Here is a 25,420-nt window from a genome sequence, read left to right on the forward strand (position 1 = left end):
ACCCGCGAGGTCATTTTTGCCCGCCAGGTAACGCGTACGGAGAACAGAAATGCGTATTGCCCTGAAGTCAGCGCTGATGCTGACGACCAGAGTCATTCAGATCATTAACCCTGAACTGCACCGGCATATGCAACGAACGGCCTTAATCGCCCTAACGCTGGCGCAGAGGCTGGGGCTGCCTGCCGAGCGGCAACAGACCATTTTTTGCGCCGCGCTGCTGCACGATATCGGCGTGCTGGGAGATAAACGCACCATTCATTCGCTGGATGCCATCGATAACATCCACGATCCGCATCAGCGCCAGGGGGCGGCGATGCTGGAAGGGTTAGTGACCTTTCTGCCCATTGTCCCCTTCATTCGCGATCACCATTTTAGCCCGGACCACCGGGGTAGCCGCGAACAGCATATTGTCTATTTCGCCGATGCCTTTGAACGGCTGCTGCCTGCCGGGAGTCACGTGGCCGGCTGGCCCACACGGGCGGTGGTGGAACAGTTCGTCTCCCTGCACCGGGAGATCGATCCGCCGCTGTGCGATATGCTGTGTGAGGTCGCTGAAAATGCGAACTTCTGGCAGCATCTTCATCCCGGCCATATTCAACGGCTGCTGGAGATCATTGCCCCTATCAACACGCTGTATCTGGATATTCATGGTCTGAAAGATGTCTGCCTGCTGATTGCCAAAATTGTCGACACCTACAGCAGCTTTACCGCCAGCCATAGCATCATGGTGGGGGAAATTGCCCGCCAGCTTGCCCGCTGGATGCCGCTGCCGGAGCCCACCTGCCAGCAAATTCAGATTGCCGGCTACCTGCATGATATTGGCAAGGTCTATATCCCGCTCTCCATCCTCGAAAAAGAGGGCGAGCTGGATGAGGACGAACTGAACCAGGTGCGCGAGCACAGCTATATGACCGGCGAGATCCTCAGAGACTATAGCGAACTTGGCGACATTATTAACTGGGCGTCGAATCACCATGAAAAACTGGACGGCAGCGGCTACCCTCTGCATCTCGAAAAAAATCATCTGACCCTCGCCGACCGTATTATCTCTATCGCCGATATTTTCACCGCGCTGACCGAAGATCGCCCTTATCGCAAAGGGATGGCCTGGCAGGAGGCCTTACAGATCATCGAAGCGGATGTTATAAATGGCGCTCTGGATAGCGATGTCTTTCTCGTTTTGCGCCACCATGCAGAAACGCTGCACGCCATCATTCTTCAGGCCCTCGAACACCCCCGCAGCGAGCACCGCCCCTGAAGCGGGCCCCGTCAAGGCGGGGGGCGAGTTCTATAATTAAAACAGCTTCATCTGCATGCAAGGAAATACAGGGTGAGAATCGCCACCATCACCAACTGGGCTTACGGGATCACCGTCGGCCTGACGCTGGCATCCGGCAGCGCCATGCTCATGGCCTCCAGCGCCGACCGCGTCGAACGCCAGGCGGTACAGCAGCGCCAGGTCTTTGATACCCTCTCCGACGAGGTGGAAAACGACGCCTGGGCGCAGTCTGACCTCGCCCGGCTGTACGTGGTTAAGCCTGCGCCGGAGACGCTTACGCAATATCAGCAGCTGCAGCAGGCCAACAAGAGCATTGAGCAGCGGCTGGCAAGGCTGAAAGATAACGGCGCCAGCCGCGAGGAGCTGGCGCTACTGCACGATGGCCTGCAGATCGCCGATGAGCTGCAGGATGAGCAGCAGGCGGCCCTGACGCATGTCGCCCGCGGCGATGCGCCAGCGGCCATCGCCGTGCTGTACGGCAAAGCGTATGAGACCGAACTGGAACGAATGCAGACGCAGATCGATCACTTCCGCCTGATGCTTGAGCATCGCGCCGCCGCCGCCATTGACCAGGCCACCGAGCGCTCGCGGACCTGGCGCACCCTGTCGGAAATCATGGTCGGCCTGACCGCCCTGATGTTTTTGTTTGTCCTCGGCTTCATTCTCAAACGCCGGGTACTGTATCCGGTGGTGCGCCTGAGCGATGTGGTGCAGCGTCTCGCCTCCCAGGATTATGCGGTGGAGACGCCGCAGTTCACCCAGGTGGATGAGATTGGCGATATGGCTCAGGCTATCCGCATTTTTCGCGAGAACGGTCTGGCCCGCCAGCAGCTGGAACAGCAACGCGACGCCGACTGGGCGATCCGTGAACTGCTGGCGCGTATGACCCAGCGTCTGCAGGGCTGTGAAACCATTGAGGATGTGATTAAGGTGGCGGAGCTGTTCGCGCCGAACATCGCCCCGACGATCCCCGGTAAACTGTATATTCTGGATACCGATCCGTGGCAGATGCGCTGCGTGGCGCAGTGGCTGTCGCCCGCCGAGGAGACGACGCCCTTTGCTCCCGACGACTGCTGGGCGATACGTCGGGGACTCAGCCATCCGCCGGTGCAGGGTGAGCCCGATATCACCTGCTATCATCTGCCGGAGGCGCACGCCGGCCAGTCGCTCTGCGTACCGCTCATCGCCCAGGGCGAAGCGATCGGTCTGCTGAGCTTTCAGAACGTCACCGCCAGTGACGCCCCTTCCCGGGCTTACCTGGAGCTGATGGCCGAAGCGCTGGGACTGGCGCTCGCCAATCAGCGTTTACGCAGCGCCCTGCTGGAAAAAGCGTTGTTCGATTCGCTGACCGGCCTGCGTAACCGCCATCATCTTGACGAAGCGCTGCACTCGCAGATGGCGCTGGCGGTCCATACCCACACCCCGCTGAGCTGCCTGATGATTGACATCGATCACTTCAAAGCCATCAATGACCGCTACGGCCATGAGGCCGGGGATCTGGTGATTAAGAGCGTCGCGACCATTGTGCAGCGCGCGGTGCGCGATATCGGCATGGCTTTCCGCTACGGCGGCGAGGAGTTTTTAGTGTTGCTCCCCGGCATTGACGAAGCCGAGGCACACCAGTGCGCCAGCGAGATCTACACCCAGGTGCACAATATGACGCTGCGCGATGGTCTGACCGAGATAGGCCAGGTGGATGTATCGATTGGCATCGCCAGCTACCCGCAGCACACCCAAAGCGACAGCCTGCTGCGCGCAGCGGACGCCGCGCTGTACCGGGCGAAAGAGCTGGGCCGCTCAAGAATTGTCAGCTTTGGTCGCCTGAAGACCGGCTAAACGGGATTATGGCTCAGCGGCATTGAGCAGCGAGATAACTTTCCGCACCACCGCCGAACGGATATGGCGGTGGTAAACCATGCTCAGCTCGCTCTCCGCCAGCCGGTCCTGGAGATCGATATACACCACGTTATCAAGGCGTAAGGCCCGCGCCGAGACCGGAACCAGCGCCACCCCCACCCCAGCGGAGACCAGGCTAATCATCGAGGTGACGTCGTTAATTCGCTGCACCACCTGCGGCGTAAAGCCCGCGACGCGACAGGCGTCAATAAACACCTGCTCCAGTCCGGTGCCCTGCGGATCGTCAAGCGAGATCCAGTTGTCAGTGCGCAGCGAGGCCAGATTGAGCGCCCCCACGCCTGCCAGCGGATGCTGTTGATAGAGCGCCAGACACAGTTTTTCCCGCACAAATGGCCTGACCACCAGCGCGTCCGGTGGTGAAGCCAGCGGCGCGCGGATGATAGCGATATCCAGACGCAGATCCAGCAGCGCTTCGTAGAGCATTTGCACATCACCCTGCACCAGCGACAGCTCAATCCCCGGCCAGTCGGTGCGCAGCTCGCGCAGGAGCCCCGGCAGTTTGCTGTCATACATCGCACTGGAGACATAGCCCAGATGCAATCTCCCCTGCTCGCCTCGCGCGGTGCGCTGGGCGTCCAGGACCGCCTGATCGGCCATCTCCAGCGCCAGCCGCGTCTTCTGCAAGAAGGCCTCGCCCGCGGCGGTAAGGGTCAAGCGCCGGTTAGCGCGAGAGAAGAGCACCACGCCCAGGCGCTGCTCGAGTTGTTTAATCTGCTGGCTGAGGGCGGGCTGGGCGATATGTAACCGCTCCGCCGCCCGATGCATATGTAATTCTTCAGCAACGACCACAAAATGGCGTAACGCTCGAAAAGACATGGCCGAACTCCGCGGAGTAAATTGATAATAAAAATCTTATCAATAACGCATGAATGATGCAATTGATAACCATTAGCCTGCGAAGCATACTATCCGCATCGACACGCTAAGGAGAACATCATGACCGCACCGATTCAGGATCTGCGCGACGCTATCGCGCTGCTGCAACAGCATGACAATCAGTACCTCGAAACCGATCATCCGGTTGACCCTAACGCTGAGCTGGCCGGCGTCTATCGCCACATCGGCGCAGGCGGCACCGTGAAGCGCCCCACCCGCATCGGCCCGGCGATGATGTTTAACAATATTAAGGGCTATCCGCACTCGCGCATCCTGGTGGGCATGCACGCCAGCCGCCAGCGGGCCGCGCTGCTGCTGGGCTGCGAAGCCTCACAGCTGGCGCTGGAAGTAGGCAAAGCGGTGAAAAAACCCGTCGCGCCGGTGGTCGTTCCGGCCAGCAGCGCCCCCTGTCAGGAACAGGTCTTTCTGGCCGACGATCCGGATTTTGATTTGCGCACCCTGCTCCCGGCGCCCACCAACACCCCGATCGACGCCGGTCCCTTCTTCTGCCTGGGCCTGGCGCTGGCCAGCGATCCCGACGACGCCTCGCTCACCGACGTCACCATCCACCGCTTGTGCGTCCAGGGCCGGGATGAGCTGTCGATGTTTCTCGCCGCTGGCCGCCATATCGAAGTGTTTCGTCAGAAAGCCGAGGCCGCTGGCAAACCGCTGCCGATAACCATCAATATGGGTCTCGATCCGGCTATCTATATCGGCGCCTGCTTTGAAGCGCCGACCACCCCGTTTGGCTATAACGAACTGGGCGTCGCCGGCGCGCTGCGTCAGCGTCCGGTAGAGCTGGTACAGGGCGTCAGCGTCCCGGAGAAAGCCATCGCTCGCGCCGAGATCGTTATCGAAGGGGAACTGCTGCCGGGCGTACGCGTCAGAGAAGATCAGCACACCAACAGCGGCCACGCGATGCCGGAGTTTCCTGGCTACTGCGGCGGTGCCAATCCATCGCTGCCAGTCATTAAAGTCAAAGCGGTGACCATGCGAAACAATGCGATTCTGCAGACGCTGGTAGGGCCGGGCGAAGAGCATACCACCCTCGCCGGGCTGCCAACGGAAGCCAGTATCTGGAATGCCGTTGAAGCCGCTATCCCGGGCTTTTTACAAAATGTCTACGCCCACACCGCGGGCGGCGGCAAATTCCTCGGGATCCTGCAGGTGAAAAAACGCCAGCCCGCCGACGAAGGGCGTCAGGGGCAGGCCGCGCTGGTAGCGCTGGCGACCTATTCCGAGCTGAAAAATATCATTCTGGTCGATGAAGATGTCGATATCTTTGACAGCGACGATATCCTGTGGGCGATGACCACCCGCATGCAGGGGGATGTCAGCATCACGACGATCCCCGGCATCCGTGGTCACCAGCTGGATCCTTCCCAGACCCCGGCATACAGCCCGTCGATCCGCGGAGAGGGTATCAGTTGCAAGACGATTTTCGATTGCACGGTGCCGTGGGCGTTAAAATCACACTTCGAACGCGCACCGTTTGCCGATGTCGATCCGCGTCCGTTTGCGCCGGAGTATTTTGCCCGGCTGGAAAAAAACCACGGTCAGTAAAATCAGGTGATAGCCGCCGGAGCACGGCGGCATCTTCCGAGCCAGTATCACCTGCAGCGGGTGGCTGAGGCAGGGTTAGTTGATCGCAGCGGAGAGGTCTTTTTTCACCTGCTCACGCTGCTCGGGGGTCAGCACCTGGCTCACGTCGAAGTAGTATTTCACACGATAATACCGCACCTGCTGGTCCAGCTGGCCAAAGGCGGCCAGCTGCTGTTTGACCTTAGCGTCATCCCATTTTCCGGAGTGAATAACGTCTGCCAGGGCACCATCCTGATAGCCTCTGATTTTAATCTGGCTTACATTATTTTCGAATCCCTGACGCAGCGCCTGGATTTTGGCGACCTGCTCTTCACTCAGCTTCAGGTGCTGGACGACCGGATCCTGCGAGACAGACGGTACGTCGGCGGAGGTCGACGCCTGGCTGGCTGCCGTAAAGCAGGTGGTCAGCGCAATGGCGAGCAGGGTGTTACGCAAGCAAGTATTCACAGTGAATGATCCTTCAGAAAAGAAAATGAGAGGCGATTATCACTGCGCTAATAAAGACTATCTGTAACAAAGGGTTAATTTAAAACTGGATAAAAAAAGGATGGTAAGAAACAGAAATCAGATCCCGAGTCAGCAGCACAGAAAGATATATTCATCCTTCCAGTAACGGCCCTGTCCAATGATATCCCCGGCGGCGCTGATTAACTGTTTTTGCTTTTCGGTTTCAATACCCTCAACGATCACATGGCTGGTCAGGGTATGAATAGACTGCAACAGCCCGGGAAAAGCGGGGTCGTTTTCTTTATCCCAGAAGTAATCTTTATCCACTTTGACGCAATCGAAGCGGAAGCGCTCGAGCAGCGGGAAGGACGTCCGTCCGCGGCCAAAATCATCCAGCCAGACCGGGCAAAGCGCCGCCAGCGTGCTCAGCGCCGTCAGCTCACGTCCGGCGATAAACTCGTGAAAGTTCTCATTTATTTCCAGAGCAATGTGTTTACAGGAGCGCAGGAAATCACAGAGATAGCGATCCGTCAGAATAAAGTGGCTTAATAAATCATCAATGTTCAGCGATATCGGCTTATTATCGACCCGGGCGAAATCAAATACGGAAAGTAACTCGATTTGCCGAATAAATAGAGCAAGCTTGTCGCGTTCGGTGAGCGTGGAGAAAGAAAACGTCGACGCAGAGGTGGTATTTTGTGCAGGTGCTATAATATCTTTAGTGAGCAATTCCCACGAGTGGTAGCCGCCATCGTCGCTAATAGCGGGCTCCAGAACGAAGCGATAAGAGGTATTTTTCACGTTTTCTTCAACCATTTAAAAAATACCAAAAATAAGAAAGGGTTAAAGCATGTCATATATTTTCCGCCAACAAAAATAGTTTAAAGTGATCGATAATAATCATTCGATAGTTAAAAGCTATCAAGATATAATTTATTGATCGGTAAATTGAATTAATATAAATTAGCCACTGCTGTAACACCCTCTTAAATGTCAATTAAAATATCGTTTCAAACCAGCCAGTTACCAGAGCAATCTGCGTAAAGCATGGTCACTTCACGCGTTGTCCCGCCAGGTAAAAAAGTGAGGTGTAATAAAAATGAAAAATACAAGCCGCCAATTTTAGTCATATCATTATGCCGAATATGAATAACGCCGGTCTCTGCGGCGCCTCTTCGCCTGGCATGTCATGAATCCTCAATAAAAAAATGTGATCCCGTCGACAAAACGTCATACTTTCCCGCTACCCTGCAACGAGGAAGAGTGAAGTGGATGACAGGCAGTGAAAAAAATAAACGTGATTCCGCTGGGGCTGATGCTATTCATGCTCATCGCCAGCGCGTGGCTGGGACCTGCGCCGCGGCACACCGGCAGAATGCAGTGCGTTTGGTTTGACGGGGCAATGGTGAGCTGCCTGCAAAAGCAACGGCTGGGCGAAGGCTCACCGCATCATTCGCTGGTCAGACGATAAACCGGTACCCGTCGGAGGCTATTGAACAGATTGTCGCTGACTTCCACCTCTTCGGTGACAATTCCCATGCCGGACCGGCGCAATTGCGCAATGTCCGCCGCCACCCGCTGACTGCCGAACCAGAATAGCGCATCAAGCGCGGTAACCGGCAAGCCGGCAAGTAGCGCATGGCGAAGTCGCTCCCGGGCCGGCTTTATCTCGCGGGCAATCTGCTGGTACGGGGCCGCCGTCGGTCCCTGCGGATCGACGCGACGGATACGGTTTGACAGGTGGTACTGGAAGGTCTCCGGAATCGCCTGTAAATCCTGCTTCAGACTGTAGACACAACCGTAACGTTTGCCGTTGAAAACGGCGGCTTTACGGTTGAGCTGCAGCGCCTCGCGCAAATCCGCGATCAGCTGTGGCGCGCGCACCAGCAGCAGGCGAAAAGGCAGTTCGAAGCTGGTGACATAGTCGACGTTCAATAGCGCAATGCGCAGACGCTCCTCAGCCCCAGCCTGCAGCTGACGACACTCCAGATAGACCTCACGCCACTGCGCTCTGAGCCGTGGCGACTCACCGGCTTCGGTAAACTGGTATTTTTCAATATCGTAATCAATTCTCCCGGCCACCGCGCATTCCTTTCTGAATCAGTCCGGCGTCATAATAACATCCTCTGGCGCAGTACCCTATGCCGAGCGCCCTCGCGCATCCCCTTCCCGGTTATTTACGATACAGATAACGGGTGATGACCACATCAAGGACATACAGCAGGAAAATAACGCTGCTTAACCACAATAAACCTGCGAATAAATCAAGTAATTGCATCGTTGCTCCCTCACTGTTAGCCATCGCCAAATGACGCCCTATCACCATAAAGTAGTTAAGTTCTGCCTTAACAGCCACCGAATAACATTATTTAGTGAAAAGAAACCCCGGCGCTATTGTACGTTCATTTCACTGTCATCAATTTGTCATCATAAAATGTCTATCATCAACCCGCGCCGCAGGGTTGCCCCGCGCCTCATGGCATCCAGGAGAAACGCGCGGCCACAGGTTTAACAACATGGAATAATATCGCCCCACCGTATCCTTAATGACATTGCATCATCTTATATCAGGCGCCACTGTCATCCTGCTGAATAATCCGGAAAACGCTTTAAACAATAAACGCCCTGCTGATTGGTTTACCATGGAGAAATAAGATGCCCAGCGAAAAAGCCCGCAGTCTTGACCATTTCTATGAATTACTGGCGACAGGACAACACCCGAAAATCGAACTCGATTTTGATGTCGACGCGGACGATTTTTTTAAAATCGCCACCGAGTTTGGCGATATTGGCGCGAAGATCACCCGGGTCAACGAGCGATTTATTATTAAGATCAAGCCGCCGAAAGCGTAAGCGCCCCCCTGCCACCTTGTTGGGCGTCACGCCAGCCGCCGCGGCCCGACAAGGTTTTCTTAACGAGCCGCGGTCTGACGTTCGGCAAAATAGTGCGCCGGTGTCGCCCCCATCGTTTTTTTGAACATGGTAATAAAGGCATTTACCGATTCATACCCCAGCTTAGTCGCCACGTTTTGTACCGAAACGCCGCTGGCCAGCTCCTGCAGGGCAATAATCAAATGCAGTTGCTGGCGCCAGCGCCCGAAGGAGAGGCCGGTCTCCCGCAGCATCACCCGTGCCAGCGAGCGCTCACTCAGCGCCAGACGCTTCGCCCACACCGACAGGGTACTGCGATCGTCAGGATGGCTGACCAGCCGGTCGGCCATCGCACGAATTTTGGGATGTGCTGAGACGGGCAGATTCAGGCGCTGCGCCGGCATGGTCGCCAGTTCGTCAAGGGTCACCCGGGTGAGTCTCCCGGCATGGCTATCCGCCACATAATCCGCCCCCTCACGAGTGAGTCGCTCCACCAGCTCGTGGATCAGGGGAGAGAGCGCCAGGGTGCAGCAGCTGCCAGGCAGCGCGGCAGCGCCGGGTTCAATAAACAGATAATTGAGGCGCGCGTTCCAGGTGGCGGACACACTGTGCGGAATACCGCCCGGGATCCATACCGCGCAGCGAGGCGGCACAATCCACAGGTTATTTTCCGCCCGACAGCTCACCGCACCATACAGCACAATAATCAACTGCCCTTTGCGATGGGTATGCACCGGCACTTCCGCTTCATACTCGACAAAATCAAGATGACAGGCGACGGCCGGACAGGACGCGGCGTCCGGATCGTATAGCGTATTGGCAAAAGGTGATGGCATACGATTGGCCAGATTCAGGTATTTTTTGACAGAATAGAGTATTTCGCCGCAAGCGCAAGCCAGCAATAATCCGCGGCATGAACATTAACCGCTTTCGCCAGGCCTCCTGGCTGCGTGCCGCAGGCGCCGTCGCGCGCCCTTTCATGCCGCAATCGACTTCAGCCGTCCTGCGCAGTGATGCCCAGGCGGTACTCTTTTCCGCAAAGAGTTTCGCCGCGGCGATGCTGGCGTACTATCTTGCGCTATCCATCGGTCTGCAAAGGCCTTCGTGGGCCATCATCACTGTCTATATTGTGTCGCAGACCTCGGTGGGCGCATCGCTAAGCCGCAGCGTCTATCGCCTGGTCGGGACCCTCGTCGGCGCGGCGGCCACCGTCTTCATCGTGCCCACCTTCGTTAACCAGCCGATCCTGTGTAGCGCCATGCTGGCCCTGTGGATCGCGGGTTGCCTGTGTCTGTCGCTGCTTGAGCGCACGCCGCGCGGATACGCTTTTTTGCTGGCGGGTTACACCGCGAGCCTGATTGGCTTTCCCGCCGTCTCCGCGCCCGGGACGATCTTTGACCTCGCGGTCACTCGGGTGGAAGAGATCGCCATCGGTATCTTGTGCGCCGGATTGATTCACCGCTTCGTGCTGCCGGTGCGCATCGCCGGGCGGTTTAACAGCACGCTGGCACAGACGCTGGCAACCGCCCGGCAGCGGATCGCCGATACGCTGGCCGGTAAGCCGGTGGCGGCGGAAACGCTGCGGCTGGCACTGAGCCTGCAGTTTCTGCAGGGCATCAACCACCATCTTCCCTGGGATGACGACCTCTCGGTTCCCCACCGCCAGGCCAGAAAATCGATCCACGACCGGCTGGCACGACTGTTGATCGTTAATGGCGAATTGCACGACCGTTTACAGAGAGCCGGAAAGCGGCCAGCTGACCTGCAGATGCTGCTGGCGGAAGCAGAGAGCTGGCTGAGAGGCCAGGAAGCCAACAGAACGGCGCTCTCCGCCGACGAGCTACTCTCCCGCTGCGAGCCGCTCATCAACCGGTACGCCCCTGCGCAGACGCTGAACGAGGCGCTGCGCGTTAGCCTGGTGCGCCACCTGGCGGAAGCCATCCGTCTCCTGCAGCAGATCGAACGGCTGGCGAAGGCGATTTATCACCGGCGCTCGCCAGCCCTTCCCCCTGACGCCCGCTCGGCAAAGGGCTATGTTTTCCATCGCGATCCGCTCAGCGCCCTGCGGACCGCCTTCGGTGCCTTCGTCATCATCCTCAGCGGCTGCCTTATCTGGATAGGCTCTGCCTGGCCCGATGGCGGCACCGCGGTCTCGATCCTCGGGGTCTGCTGTAGCCTGTTCGCCAGCTTCGATGCACCGGCGGCGCATCTGGTGAAATACCTGATCGGCTGCGTGTGGGGCGTGCTGTTCAGCCTGCTGTATAGTTTCGCCCTGCTGCCGCAGGTGAGCGAATTTGCCCTGCTGGCGGCGATGCTCGCCCCGGTCTATCTGCTGGCCGGTTCGCTGCAGGCGCGACCGCCCACCACCTTTATGGCGATGGGCATCACCCTGACGCTGCCGATAATGTGCGAACTGGGCCCCAGCTACCAGGGGGATTTCGCGACGGCGATGAATACCTCTATCGCGCTGTTTGTCGCCATCGGCTATGCCGCGTTTGGTATGCGCCTGCTGCAAACCGTGCAGGCCGATGCCGCTGTCCATCGTCTGCTGACGCTGTGCCGTCGCGATATCCGCCGCGCCGCGCGGGGCCGACTGGCGCACAATGCCCACCACTGGACCAATCTGATGATCGACCGGACCGCTTTACTGCTGCCGCGGCTACCGCAGAGCGGGCCGGCCGCAGGTCAACTGCTGGACAAGATGCTGCACGATATTCGTACCGGCCTGGCGGTGATCCACCTGCGCCGTAGCTATCAGCCGATGGATCGAGAAGCGGCTACCGCTGTGCAGACGCTGCTTGACGCCCTTAAGCAGGAGCCTGATATAGGGGCCCTCGCGCAGCCTGTTGACGCGCTGTTGGCCCACGGTTTACCGGCTGATGCCGCCTCACATGAGCGCGCGGAAGCGCTCATTTCCCTGTATTGCGCCTTACACCGGCCTGAGGAGAGCCAAAGCCATGCGTGATCTCGCGATGGGCGGGGTATTTTTCCCCGGCCTGCTGGTTGTCGGCCTTATCGCCCTGCTCGCGACGCTGCTGTTGCAACCGCTTATTTTCTCCACCCGGGGACTGGGCCGCTTGCCCTGCCGCCCGCTGTGGGGGTTTTCCCTCTATATCGCACTCTTTTTCCTGCTCCTGCAGGAGGTTAACACGCTGGGGTTTGCCGTATGACAGTTTATCTCACTCTTCTGGGCCGCTACGCCCTGACCTTAGGCGCCGTTGCCGCCGCCGCGCTACTGGCTTTCATTCTCTGGAAACAGGAGGCGCAAACGCCCTGGACCCGCGATGGTCGGATGCGGGCCGACGTGGTGCAGATCGCCCCCGATGTCTCGGGGCCGGTGGCCAGCGTGGCGGTGAAAGACAACCAGTGGGTCAATCGGGGAGATGTGCTCTATTCCATCGATCCGCGCTGGCTGAAGCTGGCGGTCAGTAGCGCCCAGGCGGAGGTGGAAGCCCGACGCCAGGAGATGGCGATGCGCCAGGATGCCGCCAGACGACGGGCGCAGATCCAGGGCGTCATCTCCAGCGAAGATCTGAAACAGACCACCAGCGCGGCCAGCGTCGCGGCCGCTAACTACCAGGGCGCGCTGGCGGCACTGGCGCTGGCGCAACTGAATTTAGCGCATGCCACCGTGCGGACGCCGGTGGCCGGGTACGTCACCCATCTGCGGCTACGCCCGGGCGACTATGCCACTGCCGGGGTGACGAAAGTGGCCATTATCGATGGCCAGAGTTTCTGGGTGGTGGGATATTTTGAAGAGACCCGCCTGCGCCACATCCACGTTGGCGATACCGCACACATCACGCTGATGGGGTATGATCCGGTCATTACCGGCCATGTGGAGAGTATCGGACACGGGATCGGCGATACCAATGATGAGACCGGCGCCCTGGGCCTGCCGCAGGTCGAGCCGACCTTCAGCTGGGTGCGGCTGGCGCAGCGTGTGCCAGTGCGCATCCATATCGATACCCTGCCCGAGGGGGTGGAACGGGTCGCCGGTTTGTCCGCGACTGTCTCGGTCATTCCCACGCGGTTGGCGCGACGCGCCGGCAAATCCTCACCTGCCGGCGCGAGTCAGGCTCAGTGATAGCCCTCGCTGCCGGAGACTTTGCCGCGAAAGACGTAATAGCTCCAGGCGGTATACATCAGGATCACCGGGATAATGAGCAGCGCCCCCGGCAGCATAAATACCTGGCTGGAGGGCGGCGCGGCGGCATCCCACAGGGAGATATTCGGTGGAATAATGTTCGGCCAGACGCTGATCCCCAACCCGCTGAAGCCGAGGAAAATCAGGCCCAGCGTCAGGATAAAGGGACGAGCGTGGCTGGCGGGACGCGCGCTCAGGCGCCAGATCCACAGGCTCAGCGCCAACACCAGAATCGGTACCGGCACGAACCAGAAGAAATTGGGCAGCATGAACCAGCGCTCCGCCACGTAGCGCCAGCCCAACGGCGTCCAGACGCTGACCACCGCGATCACCACCATCAGCGCCAGCAGCACTTTGCGGGTCAGCTCGCGCATCCGCTGCTGCAGCGCGCCTTCGCTTTTCATGATCAGCCACGTGGTGCCGAGCAGCAGATAGGCCACCACCAGCCCCAGACCGCAGAACAGGTTAAAGGGGGTAAGCCAGTCCAGCGTCGAACCGGCGAAGCGGCGGTCAGCCACCGCAAAGCCATTGATAAACGCGCCGACGACAATCCCCTGGCTGAAGGTCGCCAGCAGCGAGCCGCCGGCGAAGGCAGAGTCCCAGAAGGTGCGATGCGAGGGAACCGCTTTAAAACGAAATTCAAACGCCACGCCGCGAAAAATCAGGCCGATGAGCATCGCCGTCAGCGGGATGACCAGCGCATCGGTGATCACCGCATAGGCCAGCGGAAAGGCGCCGAACAGCCCAGCCCCGCCGAGTACCAGCCAGGTTTCATTTCCATCCCAGACGGGCGCCACGCTGTTGACCATCACGTCGCGCTCTTCGCCATCATGCACCACGCTGAACAGCATCCCAATACCTAAATCGAAACCATCCATCACGATATACATCAGCGTGGCGAAGACGATGATGACAAACCAAATCACCGAGATATCGATGCTCATGATGCGTTCTCCTCATCCCGCACCGGCTCTGCCGCCGAGAGCGGACGCGCCGGGGTGCCGGCGGTTTGCGAGGTCAGCTCCGTCACCGGTTGCGGCCCTTTTTTAATCAGCCGGAAAATGTAGTAATACCCCACCCCAAATACCGCGCAGTAGACCACGATAAACACCAGCAGGCTGATGGCCATCTGCAGCGTGCTGTGCAACGACACCGCATCCCGGGTGCGCAGCAAGCCGTAAATCACCCACGGCTGGCGGCCCATCTCGGTGGTCACCCACCCGGCGACCAGGGCAATAAGGCCAGCAGGCCCCATGCAGAGCGCAAACCACTGAAAGGGACGCGAGTGATACAGCCGCCGCCGATAGCGCAGCCAGGCGCTGCAGATCCCTAGGGCGATCATCAACACGCCCATCCCAACCATGATGCGAAACGACCAGAAAACGGCGGGCGAATAGGGTCGGTCCTCTTTCGGGAAGTCTTTCAGGGCCGGCACCTGCTTATGCAGACTGTGGGTGAGGATCAGGCTGCCGAGAGCGGGGATCTCGAGACCATAGCGGGTGCGCTCCTGTTCCATATCCGGCAGACCAAACAGCAGCAGCGGCGTGGCCTCGCCGGGTCGGTTTTCCCAGTGCCCCTCAATGGCGGCGATCTTCGCTGGCTGATGCTCAAGGGTGTTAAGACCATGCATATCCCCCACCACCGCCTGGATTGGCGCCACCAGCAGCGCCATCCACATCGCCATCGACAGCATTTTGCGGATGGCCGGCGAGTCGTTGCCACGCAGAAGATGCCACGCGGCAGAGGCCCCGACGAACATGGCGCTGCTGAGAAACGCGGCTATCGCCATATGAAACAAACGATACGGGAACGAGGGGTTAAAGATAATCGCCAGCCAGTCTTGCGGAATGAGATGGCCATTTTCGATGGTAAAACCCTGCGGCGTCTGCATCCAGCTGTTGGAGGCGAGGATCCAGAAAGTGGAGACCAGGGTGCCAAGCGCCACCATGCAGGTGGTAAAAAAATGCAGCGCCGGCGGCACTTTATTCCAGCCAAACAGCATCACCCCGAGGAATCCCGCTTCGAGGAAAAAGGCGGTCAGCACTTCGTACAGCAGCAGCGGGCCGGTAATGCTGCCGGCAAACTGGGAGAATCCGCTCCAGTTGGTGCCGAACTGATAGGACATGACTAATCCGGAAACCACGCCCATCCCAAAATTGACGGCAAAAATTTTCAGCCAGAAATTGTAGAGTGAACGCCAGACATTATCCCGGGTTCGCAGCCACATCCCCTCAAGCACCACCAGGTAGCTGGCAAGGCCGATAGTGATAGCCGGAAACAGGATATGGAAGGAAACGGTAAAGGCAAATTGCAGTCGGGCCAGATGAAACGCGTCAAATTCAAACATAATCCGCACCCATCATTGTGAATCGCCCCGGCGGCAGCCGGGGCTCATGCGAACATCACTTAGCCGATGATGACGTGTTTTGCTTACCAGCACCGAGTTCGGCGCCGGTCAAAGGATCACCCTGCGGGTCAGACTGCGTTCGCTTCAGCATCGCTTTGCACAGCGCTTCCTGCTCTGGCGTCAGGCCGACAGAAGCGCTGCCATCTCCGCCATCCACGGCCGGCTGCGGATCCTTGACATAATCGAAGTGTTTGTCACTGTTCCAGCTGCCGCGTACTTCTCCACCTTCAGACATATTGTAGTAGGTGTTAGCGTACTCGCTAATGGGCGGCAGTTTGCCCGGCGGATAGTTGTTGCGAATCGACTGCAGCGCCTTCTCAAAAGAGAGCTGATGCGCCGCTTCGCGGGTCATCAGGAACGCCAGCGCGTCTTTCACGCCGGGATCGTCGGTCACGTTGATCAGGCGTTCATAGACGATCTTCGCCCTCGCCTCTGCGGCGACATTCGACCGCAGGTCGGCGGTGGGTTCACCGATAGTATCAATGTAGGCCGCCGTCCACGGCACGCCCGCCGAGTTGGTCAGCGGGGGACCGCCGCCGTACAGCAGCGAGGTAATATGGCTGTCATTGCCGTTGGCGGTGAGCGAACGATAGAGTTCCGCCTCGCTCTCGGTGCCCTCCGCCAGAGCTCCTTTGGCCCCTTTATTCAGCATGCCGACCAGGGTGCCAATGATCTCCAGATGGCTCAGCTCTTCTGTCGCGATATCCATCAGCATATCTTTGCGGCCGGGATCGTCATCGCTTAATCCCTGGGTGAAATAACGACACGCGGCGGCCAGCTCGCCCTGAGGACCGCCAAACTGTTCGAGCAGTAAATTCGCGAGCCCCGGATTGGGTTCAGCAACGCGCACGGTATACTGCAGTTGTTTCACATGACGAAACATAGGCCTGCCTCCTGGGTTATTTTTTCGCTTCTACGCCGTCAGCATCTGAACGCAGGAGAAACTGTTCCGTGGTCTGAGGAATATGTTTGATCAGCCAGTCAGCCATGGCCTGCTCTTCTGCCAGAATGGCTTCGATAGCCGGGATGGAGGCGGTATCGCCCGCTTTTTCAGCCGCCGCCAGCAGAGAGGTGTAGCAGGCGATCTCAAATTGCTCGAAGACGTACCCGCTGATCGAGCCTTTGACGATTTCATCGGAAGGAAAGATCCCGCCGATGGACTGGCCGAGAGCCGCCATTTTACTCATCGAATCTTTAATCACCGAGCGCGAAATGTCGTTGCGGTCGAGGATCTCTTCCAGCACGGTAATTTGCCGTTTGGTCTCATTAATATGCTGTTCAATTCTGGCACGGAGATCCGGATAATTATCGATACGGCCAGCCATCGATTCCAGCATGGATTCTGCCTGCTTTTCCATGGCATGCGCATCGCGTAGCCAGTCATGATAATGTTCAACGTGATTCATCGTCATTTCCTCGTGTCAGGGAGCGTTTATTTTTCCGCTTTTTTATTAATATTACCTACCGCCAAATCGGTTAATTTAACGTCGGTTTGCTTTTCTTCTTCCAGCGTTTCGGCCAGCAATTTGACCGCTTTTTTATAGCCCAGCTGTTCTGCCAGGGTGACCAGGGTACCGTAACTGGCTATTTCGTAATGCTCGACCTTTTGCGCAGCGGCAATTAGCGCAGCATCTCGTACCTCATTTTTTTCCGTGCTCTCAACAACTTCATTGGCCTCTTCGATTAATCCTTCCATGGCCACGCATTTCATGCGTTTGATTTTCAGGCCGGATTCCTGCTCAATAATCTGGTCAATACGTTCAATCTGGCCCTGGGTTTCTTCGAGATGAGCATTGAACGCCGCGCTGAGTTTTTCACTGGACGCCGCTCTGGCCAGTTTAGCCAGCCCGCGGGTTAATTGTTTCTCTGCGCTGTAGGTATCTGAGAGCAGGTGAATAAATACATCTTCAATGCTTTTCATATTCATAGAAATACCTTCTGGAGTCAGAAAATAACTGCGAGTCTATATAGACTCGCAGGAGATACTTTCACTTCAGGGTGCAAGGAAAAGGATAATCAGGAATTATCGGACTTGCGGCCACCGCCGTGGCTGTTTTGTCCGCCTTTTTTACCCGCTTCGGACGCACGCTGCGGATCATTTTTAAAGTTCCCGCCGCTGTGCTGACCACCTTTACGACCTGCTTCAGAAGCTTTTTCACGGTCTTCAGCAAAATTACCGGAACCACCACGATGCTCTGCCATATTTCACCTCATGTATATTGGTTATGTCAGTACGATACGAAAATATTCCGTATCACTCGTCGTTCGATATTTAACTCTAGCGGGTAATGCTGGTTAGTCAAATTATTATTCCGTTTTCACGACGTCTTTCAGCAGTAATTCTGAATAATTCTACAACACACATTAAAAATAACCAGACGGCACATCACCGCTAACTTACTGTGTTCAGGAAAATAATACCTGCAGTCCTCACGTTATCTATACAGACGAAGTACCCCTGTTGAGGTATATAACGAAGCGGCGCGGCGAGGCTTCGTCGGCATGAAATTAAGAACTTTTCTAAAGATGACCAATAAAAAAAGCCGCTGGGGGAGCGGCTATCAAATAAAAAAATGGAGCGAATATCATGCATGATTAAGGCTAGCCTTCTTCATCCGAATATGCAAATAGCCCAACAAACCAAACGTAAAATAAGCGAAGCGTAAAATCCATTCAGCAACTTAAATATCACACGCTTCCATTATTTGTACTCTACGCTTTATTTTTACGGTGGTTTATCGGTGGCCATCGCGTCAGGTCAATATGCCTTTGTGCCTGATGCGGTCAGCCGTTCTCTCCAGGAGACTACGCTATGAAAGCACTCACTTATCATGGTCCCCATCATGTCAGCGTCGACACCATGCCCGACCCGGCCCTTGAAGCGCCGGACGATATTATACTGCGCGTCACCGCGACGGCGATTTGCGGTTCCGATCTCCATCTTTACCGCGGAAAGATCCCCGGCACGCACCACGGCGATATTTTCGGCCATGAATTTATGGGGGAAGTGGTGGAAGCGGGTTCCGAGGTCACCGCGGTCCGCAAAGGCGACCGGGTGGTTATCCCGTTTGTGATCGCCTGCGGAGACTGCTTCTTTTGTCGCCTGCAGCAGTATGCCGCCTGCGAAAGCACCAATAGCGGCCAGGGGGCGACGCTCAACCGAAAAGGCATTTCGCCACCGGCGGCCCTGTTTGGCTATAGCGATTTGTACGGCGGCATCCCGGGCGGCCAGGCAGAATATGTACGGGTCCCCAAAGCCAATACCGGACCATTTAAAGTGCCTGACACCTTACCCGATGAAAAGGTGCTGTTTCTGTCAGATATTCTGCCCACCGCCTGGCAGGCAGTAAAAAACGCCGAGATCAAACCCGGCAGCAGCGTGGCTATTTTTGGCGCCGGCCCGGTAGGCCTGCTGTGCGCCTCCTGCGCCAGGCTCAATGGCGCAGAGCAGATATTTATCATCGATCATAACGATTACCGACTCGATTTCGCGCAGCAGCGCTATGGCGCGATCCCGATAAACTTCGACACCCATGACGACCCGGCGCAGTGGATTATCGATAACACGCCGGGACATCGCGGCGTCGACGCGGTGATTGACGCCGTGGGCTTCGAGGCGAAAGGCAGCCTCACGGAAACCGTCCTCAGCAACCTGAAAATCGAGGGCAGCAGCGGAAAAGCCCTGCGCCAGTGCATCGCCGCCGTGCGCCGCGGCGGTATCGTCAGCGTGCCCGGGGTTTACGCCGGTTTCATTCATGGGTTTATGTTTGGTGATGCCTTTGATAAGGGGCTGACCTTCAGGATGGGGCAAACCCACGTCCATGCCTGGCTGCCGGACCTGCTGGCGCTAATTGAGCAAGGGCTGCTCACCCCGGAGGAGATCGTCACTCACCATATGCCGCTGGAGGAGGCCGCGCGCGGCTATCAGATCTTTGAGAAACGCGAAGAGGCATGCCGCAAAGTCATCCTTGTGCCGGGGATGCGGCCCGGGAAGGCAACGCTTTGAGGCGGAAGTTAATCCGCCCTTCTCGGCAGCCAGTTCGGGCCGTGATATAAAAACAGCATGCGTTGACCCGCCGTCGCTGATACAGCCGTTAACCACAGGAGAAGTTAATGCTCGAGTTACGCCCGAATTGCGAATGCTGTGATAAAGATCTGCCGCCAGACTCACCCGAGGCGTTTATCTGCTCGTTCGAGTGTACTTTTTGCCGGGACTGCATGACGGCGCGGCTGCACGGTCGTTGCCCAAACTGTGGCGGCGAACTGGTGCGGCGCCCTGTGCGTCCGGAAGAGGCGCTGCGGCGGCACCCCGCCTCCACCCTGCGCCGCCATGCACAGTAAAATCGGATGAACTGGCGTGGCAAACGGGAGCCATCGAGCTCCCTTTCTTCACCCTTATTTCTCTGCAGAAAAGTGCCACTCTGCGGCGGTCGATAGCGTCACAAATGGCCCGGCAAGCGTGATATTGTGATGGCCGATAATGTCAGGCGCTGACAACCGTTCGTTATCCATGGTTGAGTGCGCATCCGAGATCAGCACCGTCCGCCATCCCAGCGCCGATGCCGCACGGCAGGTCGTGTCCACGCAGAATTCGGTTTTCATCCCGGCAATAACCAGCTGTTTTACGCCGGCCTGGGCGAGCCGATGTGCAAGGTCAGTGTGCTGGAAACAGGAAGGGTACTTTTTAATAAAGACGATATCCCGCTCGCCGTTAACACCCATCTCAGGCAGCAGTTGGGTTAATGGACTTTGTGCTGAGAACGGAGAATCGTCCGGCCCGGTATGGCGGGCAAAGAAGACGGGCACCTCAGCCTGTCTCGCTTTTTCAATCAGCAGGCAAACGTTCGCCAGAAGCGCATCGGCCTGATACGGAGAAACCGGGCTATGGAAAAGCCCCTGCTGCATATCGATAATTAAAAGGGCATGCTCAGATGAAATCATGATGGGTCTCCATTCAGTGTGTCACGAACGGAGAGGTCTCTCCCCGTCCACATTGGCGGGGAGTGAGGATCTGTTTGTCAGGAGCCGGTCACAGATACGCCCACATCACCGCAGGTTACGGTCGTGGTGGTGGTGACGGTGGTGGTAGGCTGAACTGACGTAATCATTATCTGACCTTCACTGATTCCTTACCGATAAAACATAAGCACCATTAAAACGGCTCTTTTCTTATAGCATTGAGCAGATACGGATGGCAATTTATGCGCGATCAACGCAGCCGCCAGCGCATAAATCCCCCCTCCACAGAGAAAAGGCAAACCTATGCAACATGCTTATACCAGCCATATCACATGGACCGGCAATCAGGGCACGGGTACTTCGGGTTACAAGGCTTATGCCCGGACCTGGGATATCGCGGTAAAGGGAAAAAAACCCATTCATTGCTCAAATGACCCATTGCTGGGCGGCGATCCCGGCAAAATGAACCCGGAAGATCTCGTGCTCTCTTCTCTTTCAGCCTGTCACATGCTGTGGTACTTACATCTGGCCTCCGATGCCGGCATTACGGTCATGGAATATCAGGACTCGCCGGTGGCAATGGGTGAAGTGTTAAAAGGGGGCGCGGGTCGCTTTATTTCTGCCACCCTCAGGCCGAAAATCACCGTACTACCAGGTACCGATCTCGACGCCGCCACGGCCATTCATCAGCAGATCCATCACGTCTGTTTTATCGCCCGTTCGGTCAATTTCCCGGTCAGTTACCAGCCTGAATTTATTATCTTTAACGCAGAGTAACGCGTTTCTGGGACGGTAATTCGGCGCGCAGGCGCTGTGGCTGAGGGTATCCCCCTCAGGCATATTTCGCTACAGACCGAAGCATCCTGCTCGGGCCGTCAGTAGACTGAGGGGAAATTCACCACGGAGCAGACTGATGATTGCGGTACTTTTTGAGGCCGACGCCTTACCAGAAGCACAGGAAAGATATTTACAGCTTGCGGCCGGGCTGACGCCTTTGCTTTCAGACACGCCGGGGTTTATTGCCATTGAGCGCTTTCAGAGCCTGAGTACGCCCGGCAAAATCCTCTCGCTATCCTGGTGGGAAGATGAAGCATCGGTGGCCAACTGGCAGCAAAATGAGCGGCATCTGGCTGCTCAGCGCGAAGGCAAAGCATCGATTTTTTCTTACTACAGAATACGCGTTGCCCGCGTGTTCCGGGATTACGCATCGGATCGGGGAGCGCAGCCAGATGTATGACATTCACGTAATTCTCAGCAACACGCCGGGCTCACTAGGCGCAATGGGTATGGCACTGGGTAACAACGGCGTGGGCCTCGAAGGCGGTGGCGTATTCACCACGCCTGAGGCCGGACATGCGCATTTTCTGGTGGAAGACGGTGAGAAAGCCCGCAGGGTACTGATCGAGGCCGGCTTTGTCGTCAGCAGCGTATGCCATCCTCTGATCAGAAAGTTACCTCAGGAGCGACCAGGGGAACTGGGCGACATCGCAGACACCCTTGCCCGCAACGGCATTAATATTCTGGTACAGTACAGCGACCACCGTAACCGGCTCATTCTCATTACCGATGATGACACCCGGGCAGCGGAAGTGACCAAAAAATGGGCCATACTTTCTGAATGAATCGCCTGAAAACGCAGCAAGACAGTGAGCCAGAGGAGGCGCTGGAAACCTCTATGGCGATGGTAGCCTCAGCCCTCTCTGACCCGTCAAGGGTCAGTATTCTGTGCGCGCTGATGGACGGGCGCGCATGGACGGCCACGGAGCTTAGCACAGTCGCCGAGGTGTCTGCCTCCACCACCAGCGGGCATCTTGCCCGTTTGCTCAGCAACGGGCTGGTGGTGTGTCTCGCGCAGGGGCGCCACCGCTATTACCGCCTGGCGGGCCCGCATATCGCCGCGCTGCTGGAAAACCTGATGGGCGTCTCTATGCAAGCGCATAAGACGCTTCTCCCCAGCACGCCAGTTAATCTTCGTTACGCCCGAACTTGCTACGACCATCTGGCTGGCGAACTGGCGGTGAACATTTATGAATTTATGTTGCGGGAAAAATGGCTGGCGACCGATGGCCTGGCCCTGACGCCAGCCGGTAAAGCCCAGCTTGAACGCCTTGGCGCAGAGCTTAATGCCCGCCCACGGCGTAAGCCTTGCTGCCCCTGTCTTGACTGGAGCGAAAGACGTTTTCATCTGGGAGGCGATGCCGGATCGGCGCTGATGGCACTGTTTGAGCAGAAAGGATGGATAACCCGCACGCCGGGATATCGGGAAGTGCAAGTGACGGATAGCGGCAAAGCGGCGTTGTCCCGGCTGTTTAATCTGAAAGTGAGCGGATAGCCAAAGCCATTCTCGCTCCTTAGCAGAAAACGAATAATATCCCTGGCGTTTGCTCTGCCATCATGCCTGCAAAATCGATCATGCAATATCACTTAACGCGTGCAAAAAACGCAAGCCCATCGGCTCGCGTTATAGCGCGGGCAAATTACAGCAGCTTGTTATAGACGTAAAATTGAGTATCCCGTACAAAGCCATTACGCTCATACAGCGCTTGTGCTCGGGTATTATCTGTCGCGGTACTAAGCATAATAAATGCCGAATCGCTCTCCTTCGCCAGTTGCTCTGCCCGGGAGATTAACGTCTGTGCGACACCGAGCTTGCGAGCGGATTCATCAACAAACAGATCATAAAGCAACCAGATACGCTTCATCTCGAGAGAGCAAAACAAAGGATAGAGTTGCGTAAAGCCTACCGCTTTTCCATCAACCTCGGCGTAAAAAATCACGGATTCATTAAGCTGCAGGCGCTTGAGAATAAAATCTCTGGCTTGCGATGCATTTTCTTCGACCTCGTAGAAACGACGATAACCGAGATACAGAGGAAGGAGGGTATCCACATCATGTGGTTGGGCTTGATAAATTTTCATACAAAAACCTCATAACAATTACGCCTTTAATTGTATTACAAATAATCCTGTCTGTCTGCCCCTCTACAGGGATGAAGGCTTTGACTGTTGGAAATCCAGACATAAAGTTCTAGAACAGTCATGGCTTTAGTGCGTTCTTTATTGACGGAGTGGGGAAAAAAGCAGTGTGATTTTCAATCAGTTTTGGGGAGAAATTTGGGGTGAGTTTTGGAAAAGATTTTCCAGACGCCAAAAAAACGGGAGCCCATCGGCTCCCGCTTTTACTTAATCCACCAACGGGATTACATGTTCGCGATGATCGCGTCGCCAAACTCTGAACATTTCAGCAGCTTAGCGCCTTCCATCAGACGTTCGAAGTCATAGGTCACGGTCTTGGCGGCAATAGCGCCTTCCATGCCTTTGACGATCAGGTCTGCGGCTTCGAACCACTGCATATGGCGCAGCAGTAGTTAACTAACAACATCATTACTTATTGATTTAAAAAGAAAAATAGGTGTTTTTGATATGTGGTTAATGTTTTTAGCCTAAGCCCTAACCTATTGAAATTCATTAGTATATTTTCAGTTTTGATAACTGGCTTTGAGTTTTTCAGCTCATCTGGAGGGTGAATTATTAGCCAATAATACTCACTCCCTGTGAGTCGGGTTAAATATTTCGGATGTTCTAATTCATGCTTTGAAAGCATTATAAAAATACTATAAAAAAGCCTCGAAATTCGAGGCTTTCATTGAAAGCACCATCACTATAATATTATTTTAATAATTATCTACCATGTGATTATTGCTCTTTTCCAAACCATCTTCCCTTTTTTCTCTTCTTTTAAATACAGAATCTTTTTCATAATAAAATAAAAAACAAGAGAAAACGCAATTATAGCAATATATGCACCGATACCGAAAGATACCAGAAACACAACTAAGATTCCAAAGAGCGCAACCAGTAAAGACGTGCCGATAGATACCAAATTAATTCTTGTGCGAGCGTCTCTTGATACATATCCTTTAATCTGAAATGCATGGCAACTTTGGCAGTGGTCCTCAGCAATTAAATATGCACCACAAAATGGACATTTTTTATCTTTTGTTATCATTTATTTTAAATCTCGACATAATAGTAATCGCTCATCCACAACCTTCCCTGGCAAGCGCAATCAACAACAGAATGTACTTTATTTTTTTGTTCTATTGTCTCAACTCCCTCAACAATTACGAAATTGCAGTATGATTTTACTTCATTTAATATCTTAAATAATTTACTCTCATACTGTATTTCCCAGAAATAATCTTTATCGATTTTTATACATTCAAAATTAAACATCTGAATAATTGTAATACTTGTTAAACCCCTCCCAAAATCATCCAGCCATACTGGACACAATTTCGAAAGACACTTTAAGTCAATCATACAGCATTTAGTATTAAATTCATGAAACTCTTCGTTAATCTCAAAGGCAATGTTTTTTTGTTTTTTTAAGTAATCGCTAATATATTTATCATTCAAGATATAATCGCTAATTAGACTGTCAACATTCAACGAAACTGGCTTTAACTTCAATTTAGAAGCATCAATTTCTTCAATTGTCAATATCTGTTTATTAAACAAATCGATTTTTTCTTTGTCACTTAGTGTGCTGAAACAAAAAGCACTTTCATTAGCAAGATAACCATTAGCATTCTTTTTTTTGACATTTTTCGTGAGAATTTCCCAAGAATGTACAGAACCATCTTTTTTGTAAGATGGTTCTAAAACAAATCTACAGGATTCTATTTCCACACTGTTCTTTATCATTAAAAAAACACCGGAACTAAGAATAATCCTAATCGTGTCATAATTAAATATGAAAGAGAAATAGTTTAAAATGATCGATAACGATCTAATGATAGGCAAAAACTATCATACTTTGAGTATCGATCGATTATTCAAATCAAATGAAAAGGAAGGTTAAAAAAGAAACATGATTTCAATATTAAAGCTATTTGGATCAGATAGTTGCATTA

General features: G+C 55.3%; 29 protein-coding genes and 1 pseudogene. 14 read left to right on the top strand and 16 right to left on the bottom strand.

Going from position 1 to position 25,420, the window contains the following annotated elements:
- Positions 1-49 precede the first annotated feature (49 nt).
- Both CWM61_RS19345 and CWM61_RS19350 read left to right on the top strand, forming a co-directional pair.
- Positions 50-1,258 (top strand): HD domain-containing phosphohydrolase, encoded by a 1,209-nt coding sequence (locus tag CWM61_RS19345; RefSeq protein WP_100631733.1) that lies wholly within the window; start codon positions 50-52, stop codon positions 1,256-1,258.
- Positions 1,259-1,330: 72 nt separating this feature from the next.
- Entirely contained in the window at positions 1,331-3,115 is a 1,785-nt protein-coding gene (locus tag CWM61_RS19350) for a sensor domain-containing diguanylate cyclase (RefSeq protein WP_074386267.1), read from the top strand.
- A gap of 6 nt (positions 3,116-3,121) precedes the next feature.
- Here the strand turns inward: CWM61_RS19350 and CWM61_RS19355 are convergent, their stop codons facing one another.
- Complete coding sequence (locus CWM61_RS19355; RefSeq protein ID WP_074386268.1) at positions 3,122-4,012, bottom strand: LysR substrate-binding domain-containing protein; 891 nt, start codon at positions 4,010-4,012, stop codon at positions 3,122-3,124.
- A 120-nt stretch (positions 4,013-4,132) separates the two neighbouring features.
- Here CWM61_RS19355 and CWM61_RS19360 point away from each other — a divergent pair, with 120 nt between their 5' ends.
- Entirely contained in the window at positions 4,133-5,635 is a 1,503-nt protein-coding gene (locus CWM61_RS19360) for a UbiD family decarboxylase (RefSeq protein ID WP_016160696.1), read from the top strand.
- A gap of 75 nt (positions 5,636-5,710) precedes the next feature.
- On the opposite strand, the gene CWM61_RS19365 is transcribed toward CWM61_RS19360, so the two are convergent.
- On the bottom strand, positions 5,711-6,121 hold the full coding sequence (locus CWM61_RS19365) for a Spy/CpxP family protein refolding chaperone (RefSeq protein WP_100631734.1): 411 nt from the start codon (positions 6,119-6,121) through the stop codon (positions 5,711-5,713).
- Positions 6,122-6,250: 129 nt separating this feature from the next.
- On the bottom strand, positions 6,251-6,937 hold the full coding sequence (locus CWM61_RS19370; protein ID WP_061155017.1) for an EAL domain-containing protein: 687 nt from the start codon (positions 6,935-6,937) through the stop codon (positions 6,251-6,253).
- 466 nt (positions 6,938-7,403) lie between these two features.
- On the opposite strand from CWM61_RS19370, the gene CWM61_RS28835 reads away from it, so the two are divergent.
- Positions 7,404-7,592 (top strand): hypothetical protein, encoded by a 189-nt coding sequence (locus CWM61_RS28835; protein ID WP_133122269.1) that lies wholly within the window; start codon positions 7,404-7,406, stop codon positions 7,590-7,592.
- Here the strand turns inward: CWM61_RS28835 and CWM61_RS19375 are convergent.
- On the bottom strand, positions 7,571-8,203 hold the full coding sequence (locus CWM61_RS19375) for a DNA-binding protein (RefSeq protein ID WP_074386271.1): 633 nt from the start codon (positions 8,201-8,203) through the stop codon (positions 7,571-7,573). The two genes, CWM61_RS28835 and CWM61_RS19375, sit on opposite strands and share 22 nt — an antisense overlap.
- A gap of 573 nt (positions 8,204-8,776) precedes the next feature.
- Between CWM61_RS19375 and CWM61_RS19380 the strand changes: the two genes are divergently transcribed.
- Entirely contained in the window at positions 8,777-8,974 is a 198-nt protein-coding gene (locus CWM61_RS19380; protein WP_032754041.1) for a hypothetical protein, read from the top strand.
- A gap of 59 nt (positions 8,975-9,033) precedes the next feature.
- On the opposite strand, the gene CWM61_RS19385 is transcribed toward CWM61_RS19380, so the two are convergent.
- The gene (locus tag CWM61_RS19385; RefSeq protein ID WP_074386292.1) at positions 9,034-9,828 is read right to left on the bottom strand and encodes an AraC family transcriptional regulator; all 795 of its coding nucleotides are present in this window, start codon (positions 9,826-9,828) and stop codon (positions 9,034-9,036) included.
- A gap of 77 nt (positions 9,829-9,905) precedes the next feature.
- On the opposite strand from CWM61_RS19385, the gene CWM61_RS19390 reads away from it, so the two are divergent.
- The 3 genes from CWM61_RS19390 to CWM61_RS19400 are packed head-to-tail and all read left to right on the top strand — an operon-like array spanning position 9,906 to position 13,079.
- Positions 9,906-11,957 carry an FUSC family protein gene (locus tag CWM61_RS19390; protein ID WP_100631735.1) on the top strand — a complete coding sequence of 684 codons (2,052 nt, stop codon included), beginning with the start codon at positions 9,906-9,908 and terminating at the stop codon, positions 11,955-11,957.
- The gene (locus CWM61_RS19395; RefSeq protein WP_100631736.1) at positions 11,950-12,162 is read left to right on the top strand and encodes a DUF1656 domain-containing protein; all 213 of its coding nucleotides are present in this window, start codon (positions 11,950-11,952) and stop codon (positions 12,160-12,162) included. Before CWM61_RS19390 ends, CWM61_RS19395 begins: the two co-directional genes overlap by 8 nt.
- Entirely contained in the window at positions 12,159-13,079 is a 921-nt protein-coding gene (locus CWM61_RS19400) for an HlyD family secretion protein (RefSeq protein ID WP_100631737.1), read from the top strand. The genes CWM61_RS19395 and CWM61_RS19400 overlap by 4 nt, the downstream gene beginning before the upstream one ends.
- Here CWM61_RS19400 and cydB read toward each other — a convergent pair.
- The 6 genes from cydB to CWM61_RS19430 all read right to left on the bottom strand — a co-directional run bounded on the left by cydB (position 13,073) and on the right by CWM61_RS19430 (position 17,748).
- Positions 13,073-14,083 (bottom strand): cytochrome d ubiquinol oxidase subunit II, encoded by a 1,011-nt coding sequence (gene cydB, locus CWM61_RS19405; RefSeq protein ID WP_100631738.1) that lies wholly within the window; start codon positions 14,081-14,083, stop codon positions 13,073-13,075. The two genes, CWM61_RS19400 and cydB, sit on opposite strands and share 7 nt — an antisense overlap.
- Positions 14,080-15,486: a cytochrome ubiquinol oxidase subunit I gene (locus tag CWM61_RS19410; RefSeq protein WP_012542145.1), complete on the bottom strand. Its 1,407-nt coding sequence runs from the start codon at positions 15,484-15,486 to the stop codon at positions 14,080-14,082. The genes cydB and CWM61_RS19410 overlap by 4 nt, the downstream gene beginning before the upstream one ends.
- 55 nt (positions 15,487-15,541) lie before the next feature.
- On the bottom strand, positions 15,542-16,429 hold the full coding sequence (locus CWM61_RS19415; RefSeq protein ID WP_100631739.1) for a manganese catalase family protein: 888 nt from the start codon (positions 16,427-16,429) through the stop codon (positions 15,542-15,544).
- Positions 16,430-16,445: 16 nt separating this feature from the next.
- Entirely contained in the window at positions 16,446-16,952 is a 507-nt protein-coding gene (locus CWM61_RS19420) for a ferritin-like domain-containing protein (protein WP_074386277.1), read from the bottom strand.
- Between the two features lie 26 nt (positions 16,953-16,978).
- Positions 16,979-17,473, bottom strand: coding sequence for a ferritin-like domain-containing protein (locus tag CWM61_RS19425; RefSeq protein ID WP_008807707.1), 495 nt, complete (start codon positions 17,471-17,473; stop codon positions 16,979-16,981).
- An 89-nt stretch (positions 17,474-17,562) separates the two neighbouring features.
- Positions 17,563-17,748, bottom strand: a complete 186-nt coding sequence (locus CWM61_RS19430) for a general stress protein (RefSeq protein WP_004150795.1) — start codon at positions 17,746-17,748, stop codon at positions 17,563-17,565.
- Positions 17,749-18,358: 610 nt separating this feature from the next.
- On the opposite strand from CWM61_RS19430, the gene CWM61_RS19435 reads away from it, so the two are divergent.
- On the top strand, positions 18,359-19,552 hold the full coding sequence (locus tag CWM61_RS19435; RefSeq protein WP_074386279.1) for a zinc-dependent alcohol dehydrogenase: 1,194 nt from the start codon (positions 18,359-18,361) through the stop codon (positions 19,550-19,552).
- Between the two features lie 107 nt (positions 19,553-19,659).
- The gene (locus CWM61_RS19440) at positions 19,660-19,887 is read left to right on the top strand and encodes a DUF1272 domain-containing protein (RefSeq protein ID WP_012542149.1); all 228 of its coding nucleotides are present in this window, start codon (positions 19,660-19,662) and stop codon (positions 19,885-19,887) included.
- Positions 19,888-19,941: 54 nt separating this feature from the next.
- Here CWM61_RS19440 and CWM61_RS19445 read toward each other — a convergent pair whose 3' ends face one another.
- Positions 19,942-20,487, bottom strand: coding sequence for a cysteine hydrolase family protein (locus CWM61_RS19445; protein WP_074386280.1), 546 nt, complete (start codon positions 20,485-20,487; stop codon positions 19,942-19,944).
- 321 nt (positions 20,488-20,808) lie between these two features.
- Between CWM61_RS19445 and CWM61_RS19450 the strand changes: the two genes are divergently transcribed.
- The 4 genes from CWM61_RS19450 (at position 20,809) to CWM61_RS19465 (ending at position 22,837) form a co-directional block, all read left to right on the top strand.
- Positions 20,809-21,282 (top strand): OsmC family protein, encoded by a 474-nt coding sequence (locus CWM61_RS19450; RefSeq protein ID WP_100631740.1) that lies wholly within the window; start codon positions 20,809-20,811, stop codon positions 21,280-21,282.
- Positions 21,283-21,418: 136 nt separating this feature from the next.
- On the top strand, positions 21,419-21,742 hold the full coding sequence (locus tag CWM61_RS19455; RefSeq protein WP_012542151.1) for an antibiotic biosynthesis monooxygenase family protein: 324 nt from the start codon (positions 21,419-21,421) through the stop codon (positions 21,740-21,742).
- Positions 21,735-22,127 (top strand): amino acid-binding protein, encoded by a 393-nt coding sequence (locus CWM61_RS19460; protein ID WP_074386283.1) that lies wholly within the window; start codon positions 21,735-21,737, stop codon positions 22,125-22,127. Before CWM61_RS19455 ends, CWM61_RS19460 begins: the two co-directional genes overlap by 8 nt.
- Positions 22,124-22,837, top strand: coding sequence for an ArsR/SmtB family transcription factor (locus CWM61_RS19465; protein ID WP_100631741.1), 714 nt, complete (start codon positions 22,124-22,126; stop codon positions 22,835-22,837). Before CWM61_RS19460 ends, CWM61_RS19465 begins: the two co-directional genes overlap by 4 nt.
- A gap of 145 nt (positions 22,838-22,982) precedes the next feature.
- On the opposite strand, the gene CWM61_RS19470 is transcribed toward CWM61_RS19465, so the two are convergent.
- The 4 genes and pseudogenes from CWM61_RS19470 to CWM61_RS19485 form a co-directional block, all read right to left on the bottom strand.
- Positions 22,983-23,423: a GNAT family N-acetyltransferase gene (locus CWM61_RS19470; RefSeq protein ID WP_008807715.1), complete on the bottom strand. Its 441-nt coding sequence runs from the start codon at positions 23,421-23,423 to the stop codon at positions 22,983-22,985.
- A 281-nt stretch (positions 23,424-23,704) separates the two neighbouring features.
- Positions 23,705-23,872: pseudogene (locus CWM61_RS19475) on the bottom strand (isocitrate/isopropylmalate family dehydrogenase); the annotation flags it as partial.
- A 317-nt stretch (positions 23,873-24,189) separates the two neighbouring features.
- Positions 24,190-24,513: a hypothetical protein gene (locus tag CWM61_RS28840; RefSeq protein WP_123806412.1), complete on the bottom strand. Its 324-nt coding sequence runs from the start codon at positions 24,511-24,513 to the stop codon at positions 24,190-24,192.
- 5 nt (positions 24,514-24,518) lie between these two features.
- Positions 24,519-25,211, bottom strand: coding sequence for an EAL domain-containing protein (locus CWM61_RS19485; protein ID WP_021462616.1), 693 nt, complete (start codon positions 25,209-25,211; stop codon positions 24,519-24,521).
- Between the last annotated feature and the right edge of the window lie 209 nt (positions 25,212-25,420).

Origin of the sequence: Klebsiella sp. K-Nf6 (genome assembly GCF_002806655.1) — a bacterium.
Taxonomy (GTDB): domain Bacteria; phylum Pseudomonadota; class Gammaproteobacteria; order Enterobacterales; family Enterobacteriaceae; genus Klebsiella; species Klebsiella variicola.

What these genes read in the sequence shown, in the direction of transcription:
- CWM61_RS19345 (WP_100631733.1), top strand. Translation starts at nt 50, where the DNA reads ATGCGTATTGCCCTGAAGTCAGCGCTGATGCTGACGACCAGAGTCATT.
- CWM61_RS19355 (WP_074386268.1), bottom strand. Translation starts at nt 4,012, where the DNA reads ATGTCTTTTCGAGCGTTACGCCATTTTGTGGTCGTTGCTGAAGAATTA.
- CWM61_RS19360 (WP_016160696.1), top strand. Translation starts at nt 4,133, where the DNA reads ATGACCGCACCGATTCAGGATCTGCGCGACGCTATCGCGCTGCTGCAA.
- CWM61_RS19370 (WP_061155017.1), bottom strand. Translation starts at nt 6,937, where the DNA reads ATGGTTGAAGAAAACGTGAAAAATACCTCTTATCGCTTCGTTCTGGAG.
- CWM61_RS19380 (WP_032754041.1), top strand. Translation starts at nt 8,777, where the DNA reads ATGCCCAGCGAAAAAGCCCGCAGTCTTGACCATTTCTATGAATTACTG.
- CWM61_RS19385 (WP_074386292.1), bottom strand. Translation starts at nt 9,828, where the DNA reads ATGCCATCACCTTTTGCCAATACGCTATACGATCCGGACGCCGCGTCC.
- CWM61_RS19390 (WP_100631735.1), top strand. Translation starts at nt 9,906, where the DNA reads ATGAACATTAACCGCTTTCGCCAGGCCTCCTGGCTGCGTGCCGCAGGC.
- CWM61_RS19395 (WP_100631736.1), top strand. Translation starts at nt 11,950, where the DNA reads ATGCGTGATCTCGCGATGGGCGGGGTATTTTTCCCCGGCCTGCTGGTT.
- CWM61_RS19400 (WP_100631737.1), top strand. Translation starts at nt 12,159, where the DNA reads ATGACAGTTTATCTCACTCTTCTGGGCCGCTACGCCCTGACCTTAGGC.
- cydB (WP_100631738.1), bottom strand. Translation starts at nt 14,083, where the DNA reads ATGAGCATCGATATCTCGGTGATTTGGTTTGTCATCATCGTCTTCGCC.
- CWM61_RS19410 (WP_012542145.1), bottom strand. Translation starts at nt 15,486, where the DNA reads ATGTTTGAATTTGACGCGTTTCATCTGGCCCGACTGCAATTTGCCTTT.
- CWM61_RS19415 (WP_100631739.1), bottom strand. Translation starts at nt 16,429, where the DNA reads ATGTTTCGTCATGTGAAACAACTGCAGTATACCGTGCGCGTTGCTGAA.
- CWM61_RS19420 (WP_074386277.1), bottom strand. Translation starts at nt 16,952, where the DNA reads ATGAATCACGTTGAACATTATCATGACTGGCTACGCGATGCGCATGCC.
- CWM61_RS19425 (WP_008807707.1), bottom strand. Translation starts at nt 17,473, where the DNA reads ATGAATATGAAAAGCATTGAAGATGTATTTATTCACCTGCTCTCAGAT.
- CWM61_RS19430 (WP_004150795.1), bottom strand. Translation starts at nt 17,748, where the DNA reads ATGGCAGAGCATCGTGGTGGTTCCGGTAATTTTGCTGAAGACCGTGAA.
- CWM61_RS19435 (WP_074386279.1), top strand. Translation starts at nt 18,359, where the DNA reads ATGAAAGCACTCACTTATCATGGTCCCCATCATGTCAGCGTCGACACC.
- CWM61_RS19440 (WP_012542149.1), top strand. Translation starts at nt 19,660, where the DNA reads ATGCTCGAGTTACGCCCGAATTGCGAATGCTGTGATAAAGATCTGCCG.
- CWM61_RS19445 (WP_074386280.1), bottom strand. Translation starts at nt 20,487, where the DNA reads ATGATTTCATCTGAGCATGCCCTTTTAATTATCGATATGCAGCAGGGG.
- CWM61_RS19450 (WP_100631740.1), top strand. Translation starts at nt 20,809, where the DNA reads ATGCAACATGCTTATACCAGCCATATCACATGGACCGGCAATCAGGGC.
- CWM61_RS19455 (WP_012542151.1), top strand. Translation starts at nt 21,419, where the DNA reads ATGATTGCGGTACTTTTTGAGGCCGACGCCTTACCAGAAGCACAGGAA.
- CWM61_RS19460 (WP_074386283.1), top strand. Translation starts at nt 21,735, where the DNA reads ATGTATGACATTCACGTAATTCTCAGCAACACGCCGGGCTCACTAGGC.
- CWM61_RS19465 (WP_100631741.1), top strand. Translation starts at nt 22,124, where the DNA reads ATGAATCGCCTGAAAACGCAGCAAGACAGTGAGCCAGAGGAGGCGCTG.
- CWM61_RS19470 (WP_008807715.1), bottom strand. Translation starts at nt 23,423, where the DNA reads ATGAAAATTTATCAAGCCCAACCACATGATGTGGATACCCTCCTTCCT.
- CWM61_RS28840 (WP_123806412.1), bottom strand. Translation starts at nt 24,513, where the DNA reads ATGATAACAAAAGATAAAAAATGTCCATTTTGTGGTGCATATTTAATT.
- CWM61_RS19485 (WP_021462616.1), bottom strand. Translation starts at nt 25,211, where the DNA reads ATGATAAAGAACAGTGTGGAAATAGAATCCTGTAGATTTGTTTTAGAA.